The sequence below is a fragment of the Streptomyces sp. NPDC054813 genome, assembly GCF_053611365.1.
In genome coordinates, this window is the sequence record NZ_JBSHAF010000016.1 from 66422 (window position 1) to 81391 (window position 14970).

Below are 14970 nucleotides of genomic sequence, written 5' to 3' on the forward strand. Positions count from 1 at the left end.
GGGCTCAGTCGCGGCGGGCCACGATCCGGTAGGCGTTGGAGACGCGCAGCCGGTGCGCGAACGGCCGTACGGCGAAGCGGTCCGCGAGCGTGCCCGCGATCAGGGCCGGGATCCCGGCGAGGAGCAGGGCGGCGCGTGCCGTCTTCTGCAGAGCGCCCGGCGGGCGGGGCAGCCAGGGGGCGTCCTCGCGCGGGGCGGTGTGGTCCAGGGCGAGCCAGACGGCGGCCAGCAGGTCGACGGGGTCGTGCGCCTCGGCGTGCTGTTCCGCGACCACCGTGAAGCCCAGCTCGGTGAGGCGGGCGCGGAGGTTGGCGACGGGGACGAAGTGCAGGTGCTGCGGCTGGAGCCAGGGCAGCCACCAGCGGCCGAGCAGCCGGGCGTAGCGGCTCTCCGGGTCGGGGACCTCGATGAGGAGGTGGCCGCCGGGGCGTACCGCCTGGTGGGCGGCGCGCAGTTCGCTGTCGGGGTCGGTGCTGTGCTCCAGGTAGTGGAACATGCTGACCACGTCGTAGCCGGCCGCGAGGTCGGGGGCCAGCTCGGGGAAGGCGCCCCGGTAGGCGCGCTCCACGCGGCCCTCGCGGGCGGCCAGTTCGACGCCGTCGGTGAAGTCGAGGCCGTCGAAGGCGGTGCCGGGCAGCACCTCGCGGGCGGCCTCGCAGAAGTGGCCGTGGCCGGTGCCGACGTCGAGCCAGTTCTTGGGGGTGGCGTCGTGCGGGAGCATGGACTCGGCGCGGCCCCGGTACATCTTGGTGCGGCCGCCGAAGGTGCCGCTCATCTTCTGTTCGCCGAGGCCGTCGTAGAAGTCGCGGTAGTAGAACTCCAGGCCGGTGCCGTTCAGGCGCGGGTTCTGGAAGGTGTGCCCGCACTTCTGGCAGCGGTCCAGTTGGAAGCGGCCGGGCTTGTGCTGGAGCAGGTCGGTGGTGCGCAGCCGGGTGGTCAGCCGGTCGGAGGCACACCAGGGGCAGGTGGTGCGGCGGGGTTCGAAGAAGCGGTCGACGCCGTCGGCCAGGTCCCGCTGGTAGGCGGAGCGCAGCGCCTCGATCTCACTCTGCTTGCTCATCGGGTCTCCTGAATCGCGAGTCGACTGCCAGGTCTTCCAGGTGGGTTGCGGCGACCGGTGCGCCGCCCGCGGCGCGGAACGCGGTGCGGATCCGGGCCGCCGCGGTGCGCGGGCCGGGCTCGTACAGGACGGTGTCGAGGGCCTCGCCCAGCCGCTGGGCGGTGACCCGGCCGAATCTGACCCGGACGCCCGCGCCCGCGTCCACGACCTGCCCGGCGATCACCGGCTGGTCGTCCCGGATGGGGGCGACGACCAGCGGGACGCCGTGCCAGAGGGCCTCGCACACGGTGTTGTGCCCGGCGTGGCAGACGACCGCGTCGACCCTCTCCAGCAGCGGGAGCTGGGGCAGCGAGGGCAGGATCAGGATGTCCTTGTCGTCGGTGGCGGGGGGCAGGGTGCCTCCGGGGTCGGCCACCAACGCCTGGACCCGGTGGGCGCGTTCGCGCACGGCGGCCACGCACTCGGCCAGGAACCGCCCGCCGACGTCCGCGTTGGCGGTGCCGAGCGAGACGAGGACCCGCTCCCGGCTCGGGTCCAGCCACTCCCAGGGGAAGCCGTCGGCCACCGGCCGCTCCGAGATTGACGGGCCGACGTGACGGATCCTCACCTGATCGGTTCTGCCCGCCAGTTCGGGGGTGGTGAAGGCGAGCGTCAGATGCGGTGAGAAGCGCGGGTCGGTGGTGCCCGCCGGGTCGCCGATGCGGTCCCGGAGCTCCGCGAGCCGGGCCCGGAGCCACTCGGCGACCTTGGGGATGCCGTCGTAGGCGCCGCCGAACTCGGCGGAGGTGGTCGCGGAGGTCGCCCAGGGCAGGCCGAGCCGGTCGGCCACCAGGGCGCCGGCGAAGGCCTGTTGGTCGGCGACCACGACATCGGGGCGGAAGTCGTCGACGGCCGCCCGGACCCCGGGCGCCATCGACTCGGCGAGCGGCACCAGGAACCACTCCCACAGGAACTTCAGCGCCTCCGCGCCGCGCAGGTCGGCGGGCCGTTCGCCCTCGGCCGCCCCCGCGCACGGGTACACCCGTGCCTGGGATCCCGCCAGCCGGCGCAGCAGCGCGGCGTCCGGGCAGACCCAGGCCACCCGGTGGCCGCGCGCGGTGAGTTGGGCCGCGACGCCGACGGCCGGGTTGATGTGCCCGACCAGGGGCGGTACGACGAAGAGGTAGCCGCTCACCGGACGCCGGCCGCCCGCGCCCCGCTGACCGAGTGGATCAGCTCCATGATGTGCCCGCCGACCGTGCCGGCCGCCTCGACCAGCACGGAGTGCTCGTGTCCGGGCAGCACCACCGACCGGTAGTCCGCCAGCAGGGCCTCCTTCAGCGGGACCACGTCCACCAGGTCCGAGTCACCGCCGTACACCCCGAGGACCGGGCAGCGGACGGCGCTGATCTGGTCCTCGGTCAGGACCCGGCTGGCCGGGATGTCCCGGCCGAGGCTGGTCTCGCGGGCCAGCCGGGCCGCGCCCCTGGCCAGGCGGGCGGTGTTGTGGCTGCGGTTGGCGGTGATCCAGGCGATGGCGTCCTGCTCGTTGTGGGCGAGCTCGGTGACCACCCGGCGCAGGATGCCGCCCAGCTTGTCCGCCCAGGCGGCGGTGGCGGGCTCGGACTCGATGAGAGTGAGACTGGCGGCGCGTTCGGGATGGCGGGCCGCGTAGCCGAAGGCGATGGTGCCGCCGTAGGAGTTGCCGACGAGGTGGACCGGGCCGGTGATCGACAACTGGTCGAGCAGGGCCTCCAGGTCGTCGATGTTGTGGTCGAGGGTGTAGCCGCCGGACGGCCGGCCGCTGCGGCCGTGGCCGCGCAGGTCGTACATGACCACGTCCAGGCCGGAGGCGGCGAAGGCGGGCGCCACGGTGAAGTAGTAGCTGGCGAGGCTGTCGGTGAGCAGCCCGTGGACCAGGACCACGGTGGCGACCGGGGTACGGCCCTGACCCGGGCCCATTCTCTGCACGTGCAGCCGGATGTCTCCGGTGTCGACGATCGCCATGGCTCAGCCCGCCTCCGTGGCCTTCAGGCTCCACACGACGTACTCCACCAGCCGGCCGACGGTCAGCCCGATGATCTCGTCGAACTCCATCCCGGCCAGGAACTCGGCGAAGTTGACCCGTTTCCCGTACCGCTCCTCCAGGAGTCCGGCGAGGGTGACCAGGTCGATGCTCTCCAGCTCCAGATCACGGTTGAAGGTGGTGCTCATGTCGATCTCGGCGTCGTCGTCGCCGTACTCCTCCAGGAGGGTGCGGAGCATCCGGGTGAGGTCGGCGAGCACCGCCTCCTCGTCGGCGCGGACTTCGGGCTGGGTCGGATTCATCGCGGGTCCTCCTCTGGGTCTGCGACTGCCGGTCCGGTCGTCCAGGCCACGACGTAGTCGCGGTCCGGCAGTGCGGGGGGATTGCGGACCGGCGCGCAGTGCACCGGGTAGGCGCGTTCCAGCCGGCCCGAGACCAGCAGCCGGCTGCCGTCCGGGGCCGCCTCCAGCACGGCGAAGTCCCTCGGGCGGCCCTCGAATCCGGTGCCCTCCGCCTTGGCGACGGCCTCCTTGGCGGCCCAGAACCGGGTGAACCACAGCCCCGTGGAGCCGGTTCCGGAGAGTTCGTGCAGCAGGCGCAGTTCGTCCGCGCCAAGGGCGGCCGCCAGGGCGGCCGGGTCACGTTCGGTGACCTCTTCGAGGTCGATGCCCGGGCCGGGCCCGGGCCGGTGCGGTCGTACGATCGCCACCGCCGCCTCGGCCCGGTGGGCGAGCGAGACGTCCAGCGCGGGCAGCGTACGGCCGTGCACACCGCACACGTATGGTCGGCCCACCTCGTCGTTGTGCACTCGGAGTTCGGCCGGGAAGACGGGGCCCTCGCCGTGCTGCCAGAGCCACTGCCGGACCGCGTCCTTGGCGGCGATCCGGCCGAGCAGCCACTGTCTGCGGCCGCGCGGCGCGTGCTCCGCGTACTGCGAACGCTCCACTCCGCCGAGGGAGTTGCGCATGATCAGTTCGCGGGAGGCGAGGTCCGGCCAGCGTTCGTGGACGAGTGCCCAGCCGCCGGGCCGCGCCTCGGAGAGGGTGTTGCGGTCGGGGAAGCGCTCGACGGGGCGGGTCTGCGGGTCGTTGTCGAAGCGCCGGTCCTGCCAGCCCCCGATCCGGGCCCACACCCGGTCCTCGACGGTCAGCTCCACGTCCGCCTCCAGGACGGTGTCGGTGAGCGAGGTGATCTGCACCAGGCAGCCGACCTCGGTGCCGGGCGCGGGATGCGGGCCGTGGAAGCGGGTCTCCCGCATCCCCACCGGGAAGACGACGGTCCGTTCGGTGCGGGTGGCCATGATCCAGTAGCCGAGGATCTGGCCGACGTTGTCCAGCAGGGCGCCCGGGGCGGCGGGCGTGGTGATCACCCCGCGGACGTGCCGGTCGCCGATCGCGGTGAGTTCGGTGACGCCCTGGAACGCCGGGCCGTGGAACATCCAGCGCTCGGAGTAGAGCTGGGCGGCCGTGTGGTCGGGGATGCGTTCGGGGGTCGGCGGTGCGGTGGGGGCGGCGGGTGGCGGCGCGTGGCCGGGGGCGAGTTCGACGACCGCGCGGGCGGTGGGCCCGAAGGTGACCGAGACGCGGCCGGGGCTCTCGGGGGTGACGGTGACCGGGACGTCGACGGGGGGCGTGGCGGTGAGCCAGCGGTCGAAGCGGGCGCCGTGCACGGCCACCGCCCGCAGCCCGGTGGCCTCCTCGGCCGCGTCCATCATGTGCCGGACGATGGTGGTGGCCGGAACCACCGGCCAGCGGTCCTCGATGTCCGGCCAGTCGGCGCGTTGCGGGTAGAAGCAGTGGTCGAGCAGGTGGGGCATGGTGTCCGGGGAGACCCGGACGGTGGTGGTGCGCGCCGTGGGGGCCGACGGGACCGGCGCGGCCGGCCGGACCGGTGTGGGCTGCGGGACCGGCGAGGCCTGTGGGGCCGGCGGGGCCTGCCGGGCCGGCGGGGCCGGTGTCCGGTGTGCGGTGAGGACGGCCACCGCGGTGTCCGCGGTGTCGCGCAACAGCGCGCTGAGTTCGGCGGCGGCCGGGACGCGGACGGCGAGGTCGTCGAGCGGGGACGGGCCGGTGGGCACGGCGGGCCGCCCCAGCTCGGCGCGGAGCCGGTGCAGGACCGGGCCGTCCAGGGAGATCAGGGCGCCGTCCAGGTCGAGGCGGACGGGCGGGAGGTGTCGTACCGGCGTACTCGCGCCGCTCGTGTCGGGGGTGGCCGGTGCCACAGCCGGTGCCACGGCCGCGCCGGCCGTCCACAACGCCGTTGCCACCCTTCGGAGTTGACCGAGGCCCGAGCGGTGCGGGGAGTTGGCGGCGACGGCCAGGTGGTCGCGGTCGCCGAGGGTGTCGGCGATGAGGGAGGCCAGCTGGCCGGGGCCGGTCTGGACGAAGGTGCGGTGCCCTGCGGCGTACAGGGCCTCGACCAGCTGCCGGAACCGGACCGGCTCCAGCAGGTGCCGGACGAACAGCTCGCGTACCTCCGCCTCGGCCTGCGGGAAGGGGGCCGCGGTGGTGCCGGACCAGACCGGGACGGTGGGCCGGTGCAGCCGGAAGCGCTCGGCGGCCTCCTTGATGGGCGTCAGGTACGGCTCCAGCATCGGCGTGTGGAAACCGGACCGGAACGGCAGCACCTGGCACAGCACGCCGTCGGCGCGGAAGGAGCGGACGAAGTCGGCCACGGCCCGGTCCGGACCGCAGACCATCGACTGGCCGGGCGCGTTGTCATGGGAGAGGACGATCCCGGCGTCCGCCCAGTCGTCGTCCAGGGCGGCCAGGACCCGCTCGGCGGGGGCTCCGACGGCGGCGAAGGCGAGGCCCGGGACGGTGACCCCGTCGGGGTCGAACTCAGCCATGAAGGCGTCGACTTGGTCGCCGGAGTAGAGACCGGCGGCCACCATCGCCGTCCACTCGCCGACGCTGTGCCCTGCGACCGCGTCCGGGACCACGCCCATCCGGCGCAGCGCGGTGTCCAGGAGCCGCCCCACGCCGACGACACCGAACCCATGACGGCCCACGTCACCGACCCGTACGTCCTGATCGGCGGGGCGGGTGACGGTGGGGAGGCCGAAATGCGTGGCGATGTCGTCGACGCGGGGAGTGAACTCGCCTTCCAGGCCGGGGAAGACGAAGGCCAGCCTGCCGGTGTCGAGGAGCGGGGTGGGCCGGAACCACACGTCGTTGCGGCCCTGCCAGGCCCGGCCCTTGCCGACCGCACGGCGGGCCAGGGCCAGCCGTTTGGCGGTGGGGTCGACGATGCCCAGCCGGGCCGGACCGGCCTCCGGGTGGGCACGGTCGGGGGCGAGGCCGGCGACGAGGACGGCGGAGTCGTCGGCGGCGAGGGCGACGGCGAGCTGCTCGGGGGTGGGGGCGGCGAGGAGGAGGATGCGCTCGGGCTCGGTGACCGTCGCGACGGACGCCACGGGCGCGACGGCGGTGGCACGCCTGCCGGGCGCCTCCTCCAGCACCACGTGTGCGTTGATCCCGCCGAACCCGAACGCGTTCACCCCGGCTCTGCGGACCGGCTGGTCGGGGGTGGTCTCCCAGGGCTCGGCCCGGTCCAGGGTGCGGAAGCGGGTGTCCGCGAGGGCCGGGTGCGGGTCGTCGCAGTGCAGGGTGGGCAGCAGGGTGGCATGGTGCAGGGCGAGGGCGGCCTTGACCAGCCCTGCCACTCCGGCGGCCGGCATGGTGTGGCCGATCATCGACTTCACGGAGCCCAGCACGGCCCGCTCGTCGCTGCCGCTCGGCCCGAACACCGCGGCGAGGGTGGTGAGTTCGGCACCGTCTCCGGCCGGGGTCGCGGTGCCGTGCGCCTCCAGGAGCCCGACGGAGTGCGGGGCGGCGGGGTCGAGACCGGCGGCCCGCCAGGCCTGGCGTACGGCATGGGTCTGGCCGCCGGGGTCGGGGTTGACGAGTCCGGCGGTACGGCCGTCGCTGGCCACGCCCGTACCGCGGATCACCGCGTAGACGCGGTCGCCGTCGCGTTCGGCGTCGGCGAGGCGCTTGAGGACGACGACGCCGGTGCCCTCGCCGATGAGGATGCCGTCGGCCTCGCGATGGAAGGGGCGGATGCGCTGGCTCGGGGAGAGCGCGCGCAGCTGGGAGAAGACGCTCCACAGGGTGATGTCGTGGCAGTGGTGCACTCCCCCGGCGAGCATCAGGTCGCAGCGCTCCGCGGTGAGTTCGGTGACCGCCTGGTCGACGGCGACCAGCGAGGAGGCGCAGGCCGCGTCCACGGTGTAGGCGGGGCCGCGCAGGTCGAGACGGTTGGCGATCCGGGAGGCGGCGAGGTTGGGCACCAGGCCGATCGCCGACTCGGGGCTGGCGGGCCCGAGCCGCTCGGTGAACGCCTCCCGCACCCGGGCCAGTTGGCCGGGGGTGAGGTCGGGCACCAACTCGCCTAGCGTGCGTATGAGTTGCCCCGCCGTCCGGACCCGCTGGTCGAGCCGGACCAGACCGGGCGTGAGATAGCCGCCCCGGCCCAGGACCACGCCGATCCGGTGCCGGTCCGGCAGCCGGTCCGCGCCACCGGCGTCGGCGATCGCGGCGGCGGCCACGTCGAGGGCGATCAGCTGGTCGGGTTCGGTGCCGTCGACGGAGTTCGGCATGATGCCGTACCGGGTGACCTCCACCTCGGCGAGGCCGTCCACGAAGCCGCCGCGCCGGCAGTACACCTGGTCGGGGACGGCGGGCCCGCTCGCCGAGCCGGGCCGGTAGTAGTCCGCGTCCCAGCGCCCTTCGGGCACCTCGCCGATCGCGTCCACGCCGTCGCGCAGGTTTCTCCAGTACGCGTCGAGGCCTGCGGCGCCGGGCAGCAGCACCGCCATGCCCACGATCGCGACCGGTGTCCGGCCGTCGTCGGTCATGTCACCAGCCCGACGCGGTGTAGACGACGGCACGGACGGACTCCGCGCCCCAGGCGAGTTCGCGCAGCAGCGCGGCGGCGCCCTCGTCGGGGTCGATCAGCCGGACCCCGCGCCGGGCGTACTCGCGCCCCAGCTCCGGGCTGACCATGCCGGTGTGGCGGCCGGTCGGCGCCCACGGCCCCCAGTGCACGGTCAGCGCCCGGTTGCCGGTGCGGTCCGCCCAGTCGGCGCCGAGGCTCTCCAGGGCGTCGTTGGCGGCGGCGTAGTCGACCTGGCCGCGGTTGCCGAGGACGGCGGAGATGCTGCCGAACAGCACCGCGAAACCTGGCCCGTTGGGCAGCTCCTCGAGGGCTGCGAGCAGGGTGGTGGCGCCGTTCGTCTTGGTGCCGTAGACCCGCTGGAAGGACTCCGGGGTCTTCTCGGCGATCAGCCGGTCCTCGATCACCCCGGCCGCGAAGACGACCCCGTCCAGGCGGCCGTGGTCGGCGTGGATCTCCTTGACGGCCTGGAGCGCGGAGTCCCGGTCGCGGAAGTCCACGGCGCGGTAGCGCGCCTCGCTGCCGAGCGCGGCCAGTTCGTCGAGGGTGGCGGTGATCTCCCGCTGGGCGAGGATCAGTTCGGTCTCCCGGTTGACCTCGGCGGGTTTGAGTCCGCCCCGGGCCGCGAGGGCCGCGCGGAGTTCGGCGGGGGTACCGGCGGCGGCGGTGTCCGGGGTCTCGGGGCCGGTGGGCGCTGGGGTCCGGCCGAGCAGTTCGACACGGCAGCGGCAGGCGGCGGCCAGCCCGGCCGCGAACTTCGCGGTGATGCCCCGGGCCCCGCCGACCAGCAGCACCACGGAGTCCCGGTCCAGGCCGAGCGCGGCGGCCTCGGCGGCGCCCTCCCCGGCGGGTCCGGCGCCGGTGCTGCCGAGCGGGCCCAGCGGTACCTCGGCCAGCTCCAGCCCCTGCCGGCCGGCGGCGGTGCGCAGGACCACGGGGACCGGGTCCGGTGCGAGCAGTTCGGCGAGCAGTGCCTCGGCGACGGCGGCCGGTCCGGTGTCCGCGAGGGTCACGACCCGGGCGACCGTGTCCGGATACTCCCGGGCGACGGTTCGGAACAGCCCGTGCAGCCCGGCCGAGCGGGCCGCGTCCTCGCCCTCGGCGGGCCGGGCGGCCAGCAGCCAGCGCGGGCCGCGCGCCAGTGCCGCCCGCAGCACGGGGAAGGCGTCCGGCAGCACGGGCGGGTCGCTGCCGGGCAGCGCACCCAGGTAGAGCACGCCGTCCACGGTTCCGTCCGCCTCGCCGAGCCGGTGGTCCCGGCCGACGGTCACACACTCGACGCCGTACGCGGAGAGCCGTTCCGCCAGTCGGGCGCCGTACGCGGAGACCTGGTCCGCCCGTTGGGCGCCGTCCCCGAGGATCACGAACCGCCTGCCGGACAGCAGGGCGGCCGGGTCGGCCGCGGCGTCCGGCTCCGCCAGCGCGACGGGGCGCATCTCGAACCGCTTCGGCGCCGCGCCCGGGGGGACCTCCTCGGCGGTGGTGGGCCGGAGTGCCGACGCCGGTACGCGCGGGCCGGGTGCGGGCTCCGACGTGCCGGCCCCGACAGCCGCTGCCGCCGGCTCGGCCACGGCGCCCGTCCGCTCGGCGGTGCCGCCGGTGGTGGCCGTGGCCGTCTCCTCCGGCCGGCCGCCGGTGTCGACCCGGGCCCGCAGCCATCCGGTGACGGCCGCGGCCGTCCGGGCCTTGGCCAGTTCCTCCAGCTCGGCGTCGTCCAGGGTCTCCGCCCCGCCCGCGATGCCGAGCCGCTTCGCCAGCTCCCCCGCGATCTCGGCCCGTTTGATGGAGTCGATGCTCAGGTCCGCCTCCAGATCGAGGTCGGGCTCGATCATGTCGACGGGGTAGCCGGTGCGCTCGCTGATGATCTCCAGGACGACCCGCTCGACGTCGGTCTCCGCAGCCGGCTCCACGGCGGGCACGGCCCGCACGGCCGGCACGGCCACCGGCTCCGGCTGGGGTACGACGATGTCTGCGGATGCGAGAGCGGGCGCAGGCTGCTGCGGTGACACCGGCGCGGCGGGCACCGCCCCCGGTGTCGCTCCGAAGTAGGTGAGCAGCACGTCGCGCTGCGCGGCGATCATCTCCCGGCTGGTGCGCAGGAATTCGGAGATCAGCGCGTCCCGGTCGGCCGGGGCGCCGTGCGGCTGGTTCGTCGTCACAGTCGTCTCCACGACTCGTCGGGCCGGTGCGAGGGCACCGGGCAGGAGGTCTCCGGCGGCGGTGCGCACGAGCTGTCCGTCGACCGTCCAGCCGGGCCGCTTGGGCACCGGGGTGCGGACCGCGTCCACGGCGTCTCGGCCGCGCAGCAGCCAGGCGGCGCGTACCGGTGCCCCGGCCACGGCCAGCCGGGCGAGTGCGTCGAGCCAGCCGCGCAGTCCGCTGTCGGCGCGGGGCTCGCAGGCCACGGTGGTGTGCGGGCGGTCGCCGAGGATCTGCCCGACGAGCCGGGTGAGGACGGTGCCGGGTCCGGCCTCGACGAAGACCCGGGCCCCGGCCTCGTACATCGCCTCGATCTGGGCGGCGAAGGCGACGGGGGAGCCGATCTGGGCGGCGAGTTCGGCGCGTACGGCAGCGGGCTCCGGCGGGTAGGGGGCTGCCGTGCGGTTGGACCACACCGGGAACTCGGGCGGTCGTACGGCCGTCTCCGCGAGCACCTCCGCGAACCGGTCCCCGGCACCGGCGACCACCGGGCTGTGGAAGGCGCACGCCACCGGGATCCGTTTGGCGCCGAGCCCGCCCTCGCGCAACCGCCGCACGGCTTCGGTCACTTCTTCCGTCGGGCCGGAAATCACACTCTGCTTGGGCGAGTTGTGGTTGGCGACCACGACCGAGTCCGGGACGCCGGTGGTGCGCAGCGCGCGCTCGACGTCCTCGGCCGCGCCGGACACGGCGGCCATGGTGCCCGGTTCGTCGCCCGCGGCGGCCAGGATCGCGGCGGCGCGTTCGGCGCTGAGCTCCAGGAGGGTCTCGGGGGTGAGGGCGCCGGCCGCGCTGAGGGCGACGAGTTCGCCGTAGCTGTGTCCGGCGGCCATGTCGGGGCGGACTCCGGCCGCCGTCAGCAGGGCGTGGGCGGCGAGGCCGGTGATGCCGAGGGCGGGCTGGGCGGCCCGGGTGTCGGTGAGGGCGGCCCGGTGGCGCTCACGGGTGGCGTCGTCGAAGGCGGTCGGCGGGTAGAGGGGGCCGGCGTGGGCCCGGCCGAGCTGGAGGTAGTGCTGCAACTCGGGGAAGGCGACGAGGAGGTCGGCGAGCATGCCGGGGCGCTGGCTGCCCTGGCCGGGGAAGAGGAACGCGACCTTGGCGGCGGTGTCGGCCGTCGGGTCGGCCAGGTGGATGCCGGCGGCCGGGTCGTGCTCGCCCGCGAGGACCCGCCGCAGCTGCGCAGTCAGCTCGTCCGGGTCACGCGCCACCACCGCGGCCCGCACCGGCTCGTGCGAGGCGTCCGAGCGGCGGGCGGCGGCGAGCGCCAGGTCACGCAGCCGCCACGACCCCGTCTCGGCGGCCCGCAGGATCTCCTCGGCACCCCGGTGGGCCGCCTTCTCGTCCCGCCCCCGGAACAGGAACAGCTCGGCGGGCCAGAGGTCCAGCCCCTGCTCCGGCGGTACGACACTGTCGTAGGCACCCAGTACCACGTGGAAGTTGGTGCCGCCGAAGCCGAACGCGCTGACCCCGGCGACCCGTTCGGCGGCCGGAGCGGCCCACGGCCGGGCCTCGGTGTGGAAGGCGAACGGGCTGTCCTCTTCCTTCCAGGCCGGGTTGGGCCGGTTCAGATGCAGGGTGGGCGGCTTGACGCCGGTGTGCAGGGCGAGGGTGGTCTTGATCAGCCCGGCGAGTCCGGCGGCGCACTTGGTGTGCCCGATCTGGGACTTGACCGAGCCGAGCGCACAACCGCCGTTCTCCGCGCCCGCCTCCGCGAACACCTCGCTGAGGATGGTGAGTTCGGTGCGGTCGCCGACGACGGTGCCGGTGCCGTGCGCCTCCACCAGGCCGACCTGCGCCGGGGAGACACCGGCGTTGCGGTACGCGCGGAGCAGCGCGGCCCGTTGTCCCTCGGGGCGTGGTGCGGTCAGGCCCAGGGAGCGGCCGTCGCTCGACGAGCCGAGTCCCTTGATCACACCGTAGATGCGGTCCCCGTCGCGCTCGGCGTCGGCCAGCCGCTTGAGGACGACGCAGGCCACGCCCTCGCCGAGCGCGATGCCGTCGGCGGAACCGTCGAAGGCACGGGAGCGGCCGGTCGGCGAGAGGGCGTGCACCGAGGAGAACAGGACGTAGTCGTTGATGCCGTTGTGCAGGTCGGCGCCGCCGCACAGTACGACGTCGCTGGTGCCGGCGGTGAGTTCCTTGCAGGCGACGTCGACGGCGGCCAGTGAGGAGGCGCAGGCGGCGTCCACGGTGTAGTTGGCGCCGCCCAGGTCGAGGCGGTTGGCGATCCGCCCGGAGATGACGTTGGCGAGCATGCCCGGGAAGGAGTCCTCGGTGAGCCGGGGCAGCTGCTCTTCGAGGCCGTCGGGGACCTTGCCGTAGTACGAGGGCAGTACGGCGCGCAGCGTGGCCGCGTTGGAGAGGTCGCTGCCGGCCTCGGCACCGAAGACCACGGAGGTGCGCGAGCGGTCGAACTCGCGTCCCCGGGTGCCGTATCCGGCGTCGTCCAGGGCGCGTCGGGCGGCCTCCAGGGCGAGCAGCTGGACCGGTTCGATGTGGCCGAGGGAGGCGGGCGGGATGCCGTAGCTCAGCGGGTCGAAGGGGATGGCGGGCAGGAAGCCGCCCCACTTGGAGGTGGTGGTGCCGTCGGCGTGGTGGACGGCCGGGTCCCAGCGCTCGGGCGGGACCTCGGTGACGGCGTCGTGTCCGGCGACCACGTTGGCCCAGAAGGTGGCCAGGTCGGGGGCGTGCGGGAACATCCCGGCCATGCCGACGATCGCGATGTCGAGCGGGGCGGGGGCGGGCGGCTCCGGGCGCTGTTCGGGTGCCGGTCGCCGCCGGGCCAGGAAGTCGGCGGCGCCGTCGGTGACGGCGTGGTGCAGGGCGGCCACGGTGGTCGTCGCCGAGCGCAATACGGCGACCTCCCCGGCCATGAACATCCCCTCGTTGAGCTGACGTTGTTCGTCCACCGGCGCCGGCTCGCCGCCGTCCGGGCGGTCGACTCCCTTGCTGGCGATGCGCAGCCGGCCGACGTTGAGCCGCTCCAGTTCCTCCCACCGCTGCCGGTCCGGCACCCCGTTCGCCCGCAGTTCCGCCTCGCGCTTGTGGTAGTCGAGGGTGAACGGGCTGGGCACGCAGCGGGTGGCGTGTCCGGGTGCGGTCTCCAGGAGGGCGGTCGAGGCGGCGGCCCTGACCTGGCGCTGGAAGAGGGGCTGGATCGCGCCCCGGTCCACGGCCTCCTCGGTGAAGAGGTAAGCGGTGCCCATGAGCAGGCCGACGGCGGCGCCCCGGGCGGTCAGCGGCGCGGCCAGCGCGGCGACCATCGCCGCGGAGCGTTCGTCGTGGATGCCGCCCGCGAAGAACACCTCCAGGCCCTCGGCCTCCGGGAAGTCCTCCAGGACGGCGAGTTGGGCCTCCCAGAGCGGGAAGCTCGCACGCGGTCCGACGTGGCCGCCGCACTCGGAACCCTCGAACACGAACCTGCGGGCCCCGGCCTCCAGGAACTGCCGGAGCAGCCCGGGCGAGGGCACATGGAGGAAAGTGCTGATCCCGGCCCGCTCCAGCGCCTCCGCCTGGGCGGGTCGGCCGCCCGCGATGATCGCGTGGCTGGGCCGCAGTTCCCGTACGGCGTCGAGCTGGGCGTTCCTGAGTTCCTCGGGGGCGAAGCCGAGCACGCCGACGCCCCAGGGCCGGCCGTCCAGTGCGGCCTTGGCCTCGGTGAGCATCTCCCGGGTGCGGGCACCGTCGGCGAGGGCCAGCGCCAGGAAGGGCAGCGCCCCGTCGGCGGCGACGGCCGCGGCGAAGGCGGCCCGGTCACTGACCCGGGTCATCGGGCCCTGGGCGACGGGCAGCCGGGTGCCGAGAGCTCGGCTCATGGCGGAAGTGGCGGGCCTCAGCGCGTCCGGGGCGGAGATGCCGGACCTCAGCGCATCCGGGGCGGACGTCTCGGGCCGTACCGCGTCCGGGGCGATGGCGCCGCCGCCCTCCCGGATCGCCGCCGTCAGCTCCCGTACGGTTCTTCGTACATCGCCCCAGCGCTCGGCGAACCGGGCGGCGAGGAAGCCGTCCTGTCCCACCGGCAGCAGCTGGGTGCGCAGGTCCTCGGCGCCCAGCAGCGCGCCGACCGCCGCCGGGTCGTCGGCGGGCGGGCGCACGGCGTCCGGGCCGCGCCGGTGCAGTACCCGGTGACCGGAGACGACGGCCGTCTCGGAGCCGTCCAGGGAGCGCAGTACGGCCGCCGTCGCCTCGGGCAGCCGGGACTCGGCGAGCAGCGCCAGCTGGCTGTCCAGGACGACCCCGGCCGCGCCGCCGGCCACCGCAGCCGCCGCGGTACGCGGCCCGATGCCTCCGCAGGCCCACACCGGAACGTCCAACTCGGGGGCTTCGAGGAGCTGTTGCAGCAGGACGAAGGTGCTGAGACCACCGATCCGGCCGCCGCTCTCGGCGCCCCGGGCGATCAGCCCGCGCACTCCGGCCGCGACCGCTTCGCGGGCCCCGGCCAGATCCGTCACCTCGGCCAATACCCGTACACGGGGGTCGAGTTGATCGATGGTCCAAGGTGCGTCGACGGCCAGGACCACCGTGTCGGGAATCTGGTCGAGGTCCTGCGGGGTGAGCGCGCAGCCGGGGGCGACCCGCACGCCGTAGGGTGCCGGCGCCGCCCGTCCCAGCCGGGCCAGGGCCTCCCGGGTTCTTCGGTCACCGCGCCCCAGGTCCAGGACACCGAGTCCGCCGGCGGCGCAGACCGCTGCGGCGAGCCGGGCGTCGGGTTCTCCGAAAGGGGTGATGCACATGATCAGGTCGACGGCACGCACAGGGGACGTCATGATGCTCCGAATAATCGGGAGGACAGCACGGTGGGGGATGTGTG

General features: G+C 74.8%; 6 protein-coding genes. All 6 read right to left on the reverse strand.

What is annotated here, in order from left to right; translation table 11 throughout:
* Window positions 1–4 precede the first annotated feature (4 nt).
* The 6 genes from ACWGJB_RS29535 to ACWGJB_RS29560 are packed head-to-tail and all read right to left on the reverse strand — an operon-like array spanning window position 5 to window position 14926.
* The gene (locus ACWGJB_RS29535) at window positions 5–1060 is read right to left on the reverse strand and encodes a class I SAM-dependent methyltransferase (protein ID WP_453383110.1); all 1056 of its coding nucleotides are present in this window, start codon (window positions 1058–1060) and stop codon (window positions 5–7) included.
* Complete coding sequence (locus tag ACWGJB_RS29540; RefSeq protein ID WP_453383111.1) at window positions 1044–2234, reverse strand: glycosyltransferase; 1191 nt, start codon at window positions 2232–2234, stop codon at window positions 1044–1046. The genes ACWGJB_RS29535 and ACWGJB_RS29540 overlap by 17 nt, the downstream gene beginning before the upstream one ends.
* The gene (locus ACWGJB_RS29545) at window positions 2231–3046 is read right to left on the reverse strand and encodes an alpha/beta fold hydrolase (RefSeq protein WP_453383112.1); all 816 of its coding nucleotides are present in this window, start codon (window positions 3044–3046) and stop codon (window positions 2231–2233) included. The genes ACWGJB_RS29540 and ACWGJB_RS29545 overlap by 4 nt, the downstream gene beginning before the upstream one ends.
* Window positions 3047–3049: 3 nt before the next feature.
* A complete protein-coding gene (locus tag ACWGJB_RS29550; protein WP_453383113.1) occupies window positions 3050–3367 on the reverse strand; it encodes an acyl carrier protein in 318 nt (105 codons plus the stop codon).
* The gene (locus ACWGJB_RS29555; RefSeq protein ID WP_453383114.1) at window positions 3364–7923 is read right to left on the reverse strand and encodes a beta-ketoacyl synthase N-terminal-like domain-containing protein; all 4560 of its coding nucleotides are present in this window, start codon (window positions 7921–7923) and stop codon (window positions 3364–3366) included. Before ACWGJB_RS29555 ends, ACWGJB_RS29550 begins: the two co-directional genes overlap by 4 nt.
* Window position 7924: 1 nt before the next feature.
* On the reverse strand, window positions 7925–14926 hold the full coding sequence (locus ACWGJB_RS29560) for an SDR family NAD(P)-dependent oxidoreductase (protein ID WP_453383115.1): 7002 nt from the start codon (window positions 14924–14926) through the stop codon (window positions 7925–7927).
* Between the last annotated feature and the right edge of the window lie 44 nt (window positions 14927–14970).

Coding starts and splice junctions, on each gene's coding strand:
- ACWGJB_RS29535 (WP_453383110.1), bottom strand. CDS start 1,060: ATGAGCAAGCAGAGTGAGATCGAGGCGCTGCGCTCCGCCTACCAGCGG.
- ACWGJB_RS29545 (WP_453383112.1), bottom strand. CDS start 3,046: ATGGCGATCGTCGACACCGGAGACATCCGGCTGCACGTGCAGAGAATG.
- ACWGJB_RS29550 (WP_453383113.1), bottom strand. CDS start 3,367: ATGAATCCGACCCAGCCCGAAGTCCGCGCCGACGAGGAGGCGGTGCTC.
- ACWGJB_RS29555 (WP_453383114.1), bottom strand. CDS start 7,923: ATGACCGACGACGGCCGGACACCGGTCGCGATCGTGGGCATGGCGGTG.
- ACWGJB_RS29560 (WP_453383115.1), bottom strand. CDS start 14,926: ATGACGTCCCCTGTGCGTGCCGTCGACCTGATCATGTGCATCACCCCT.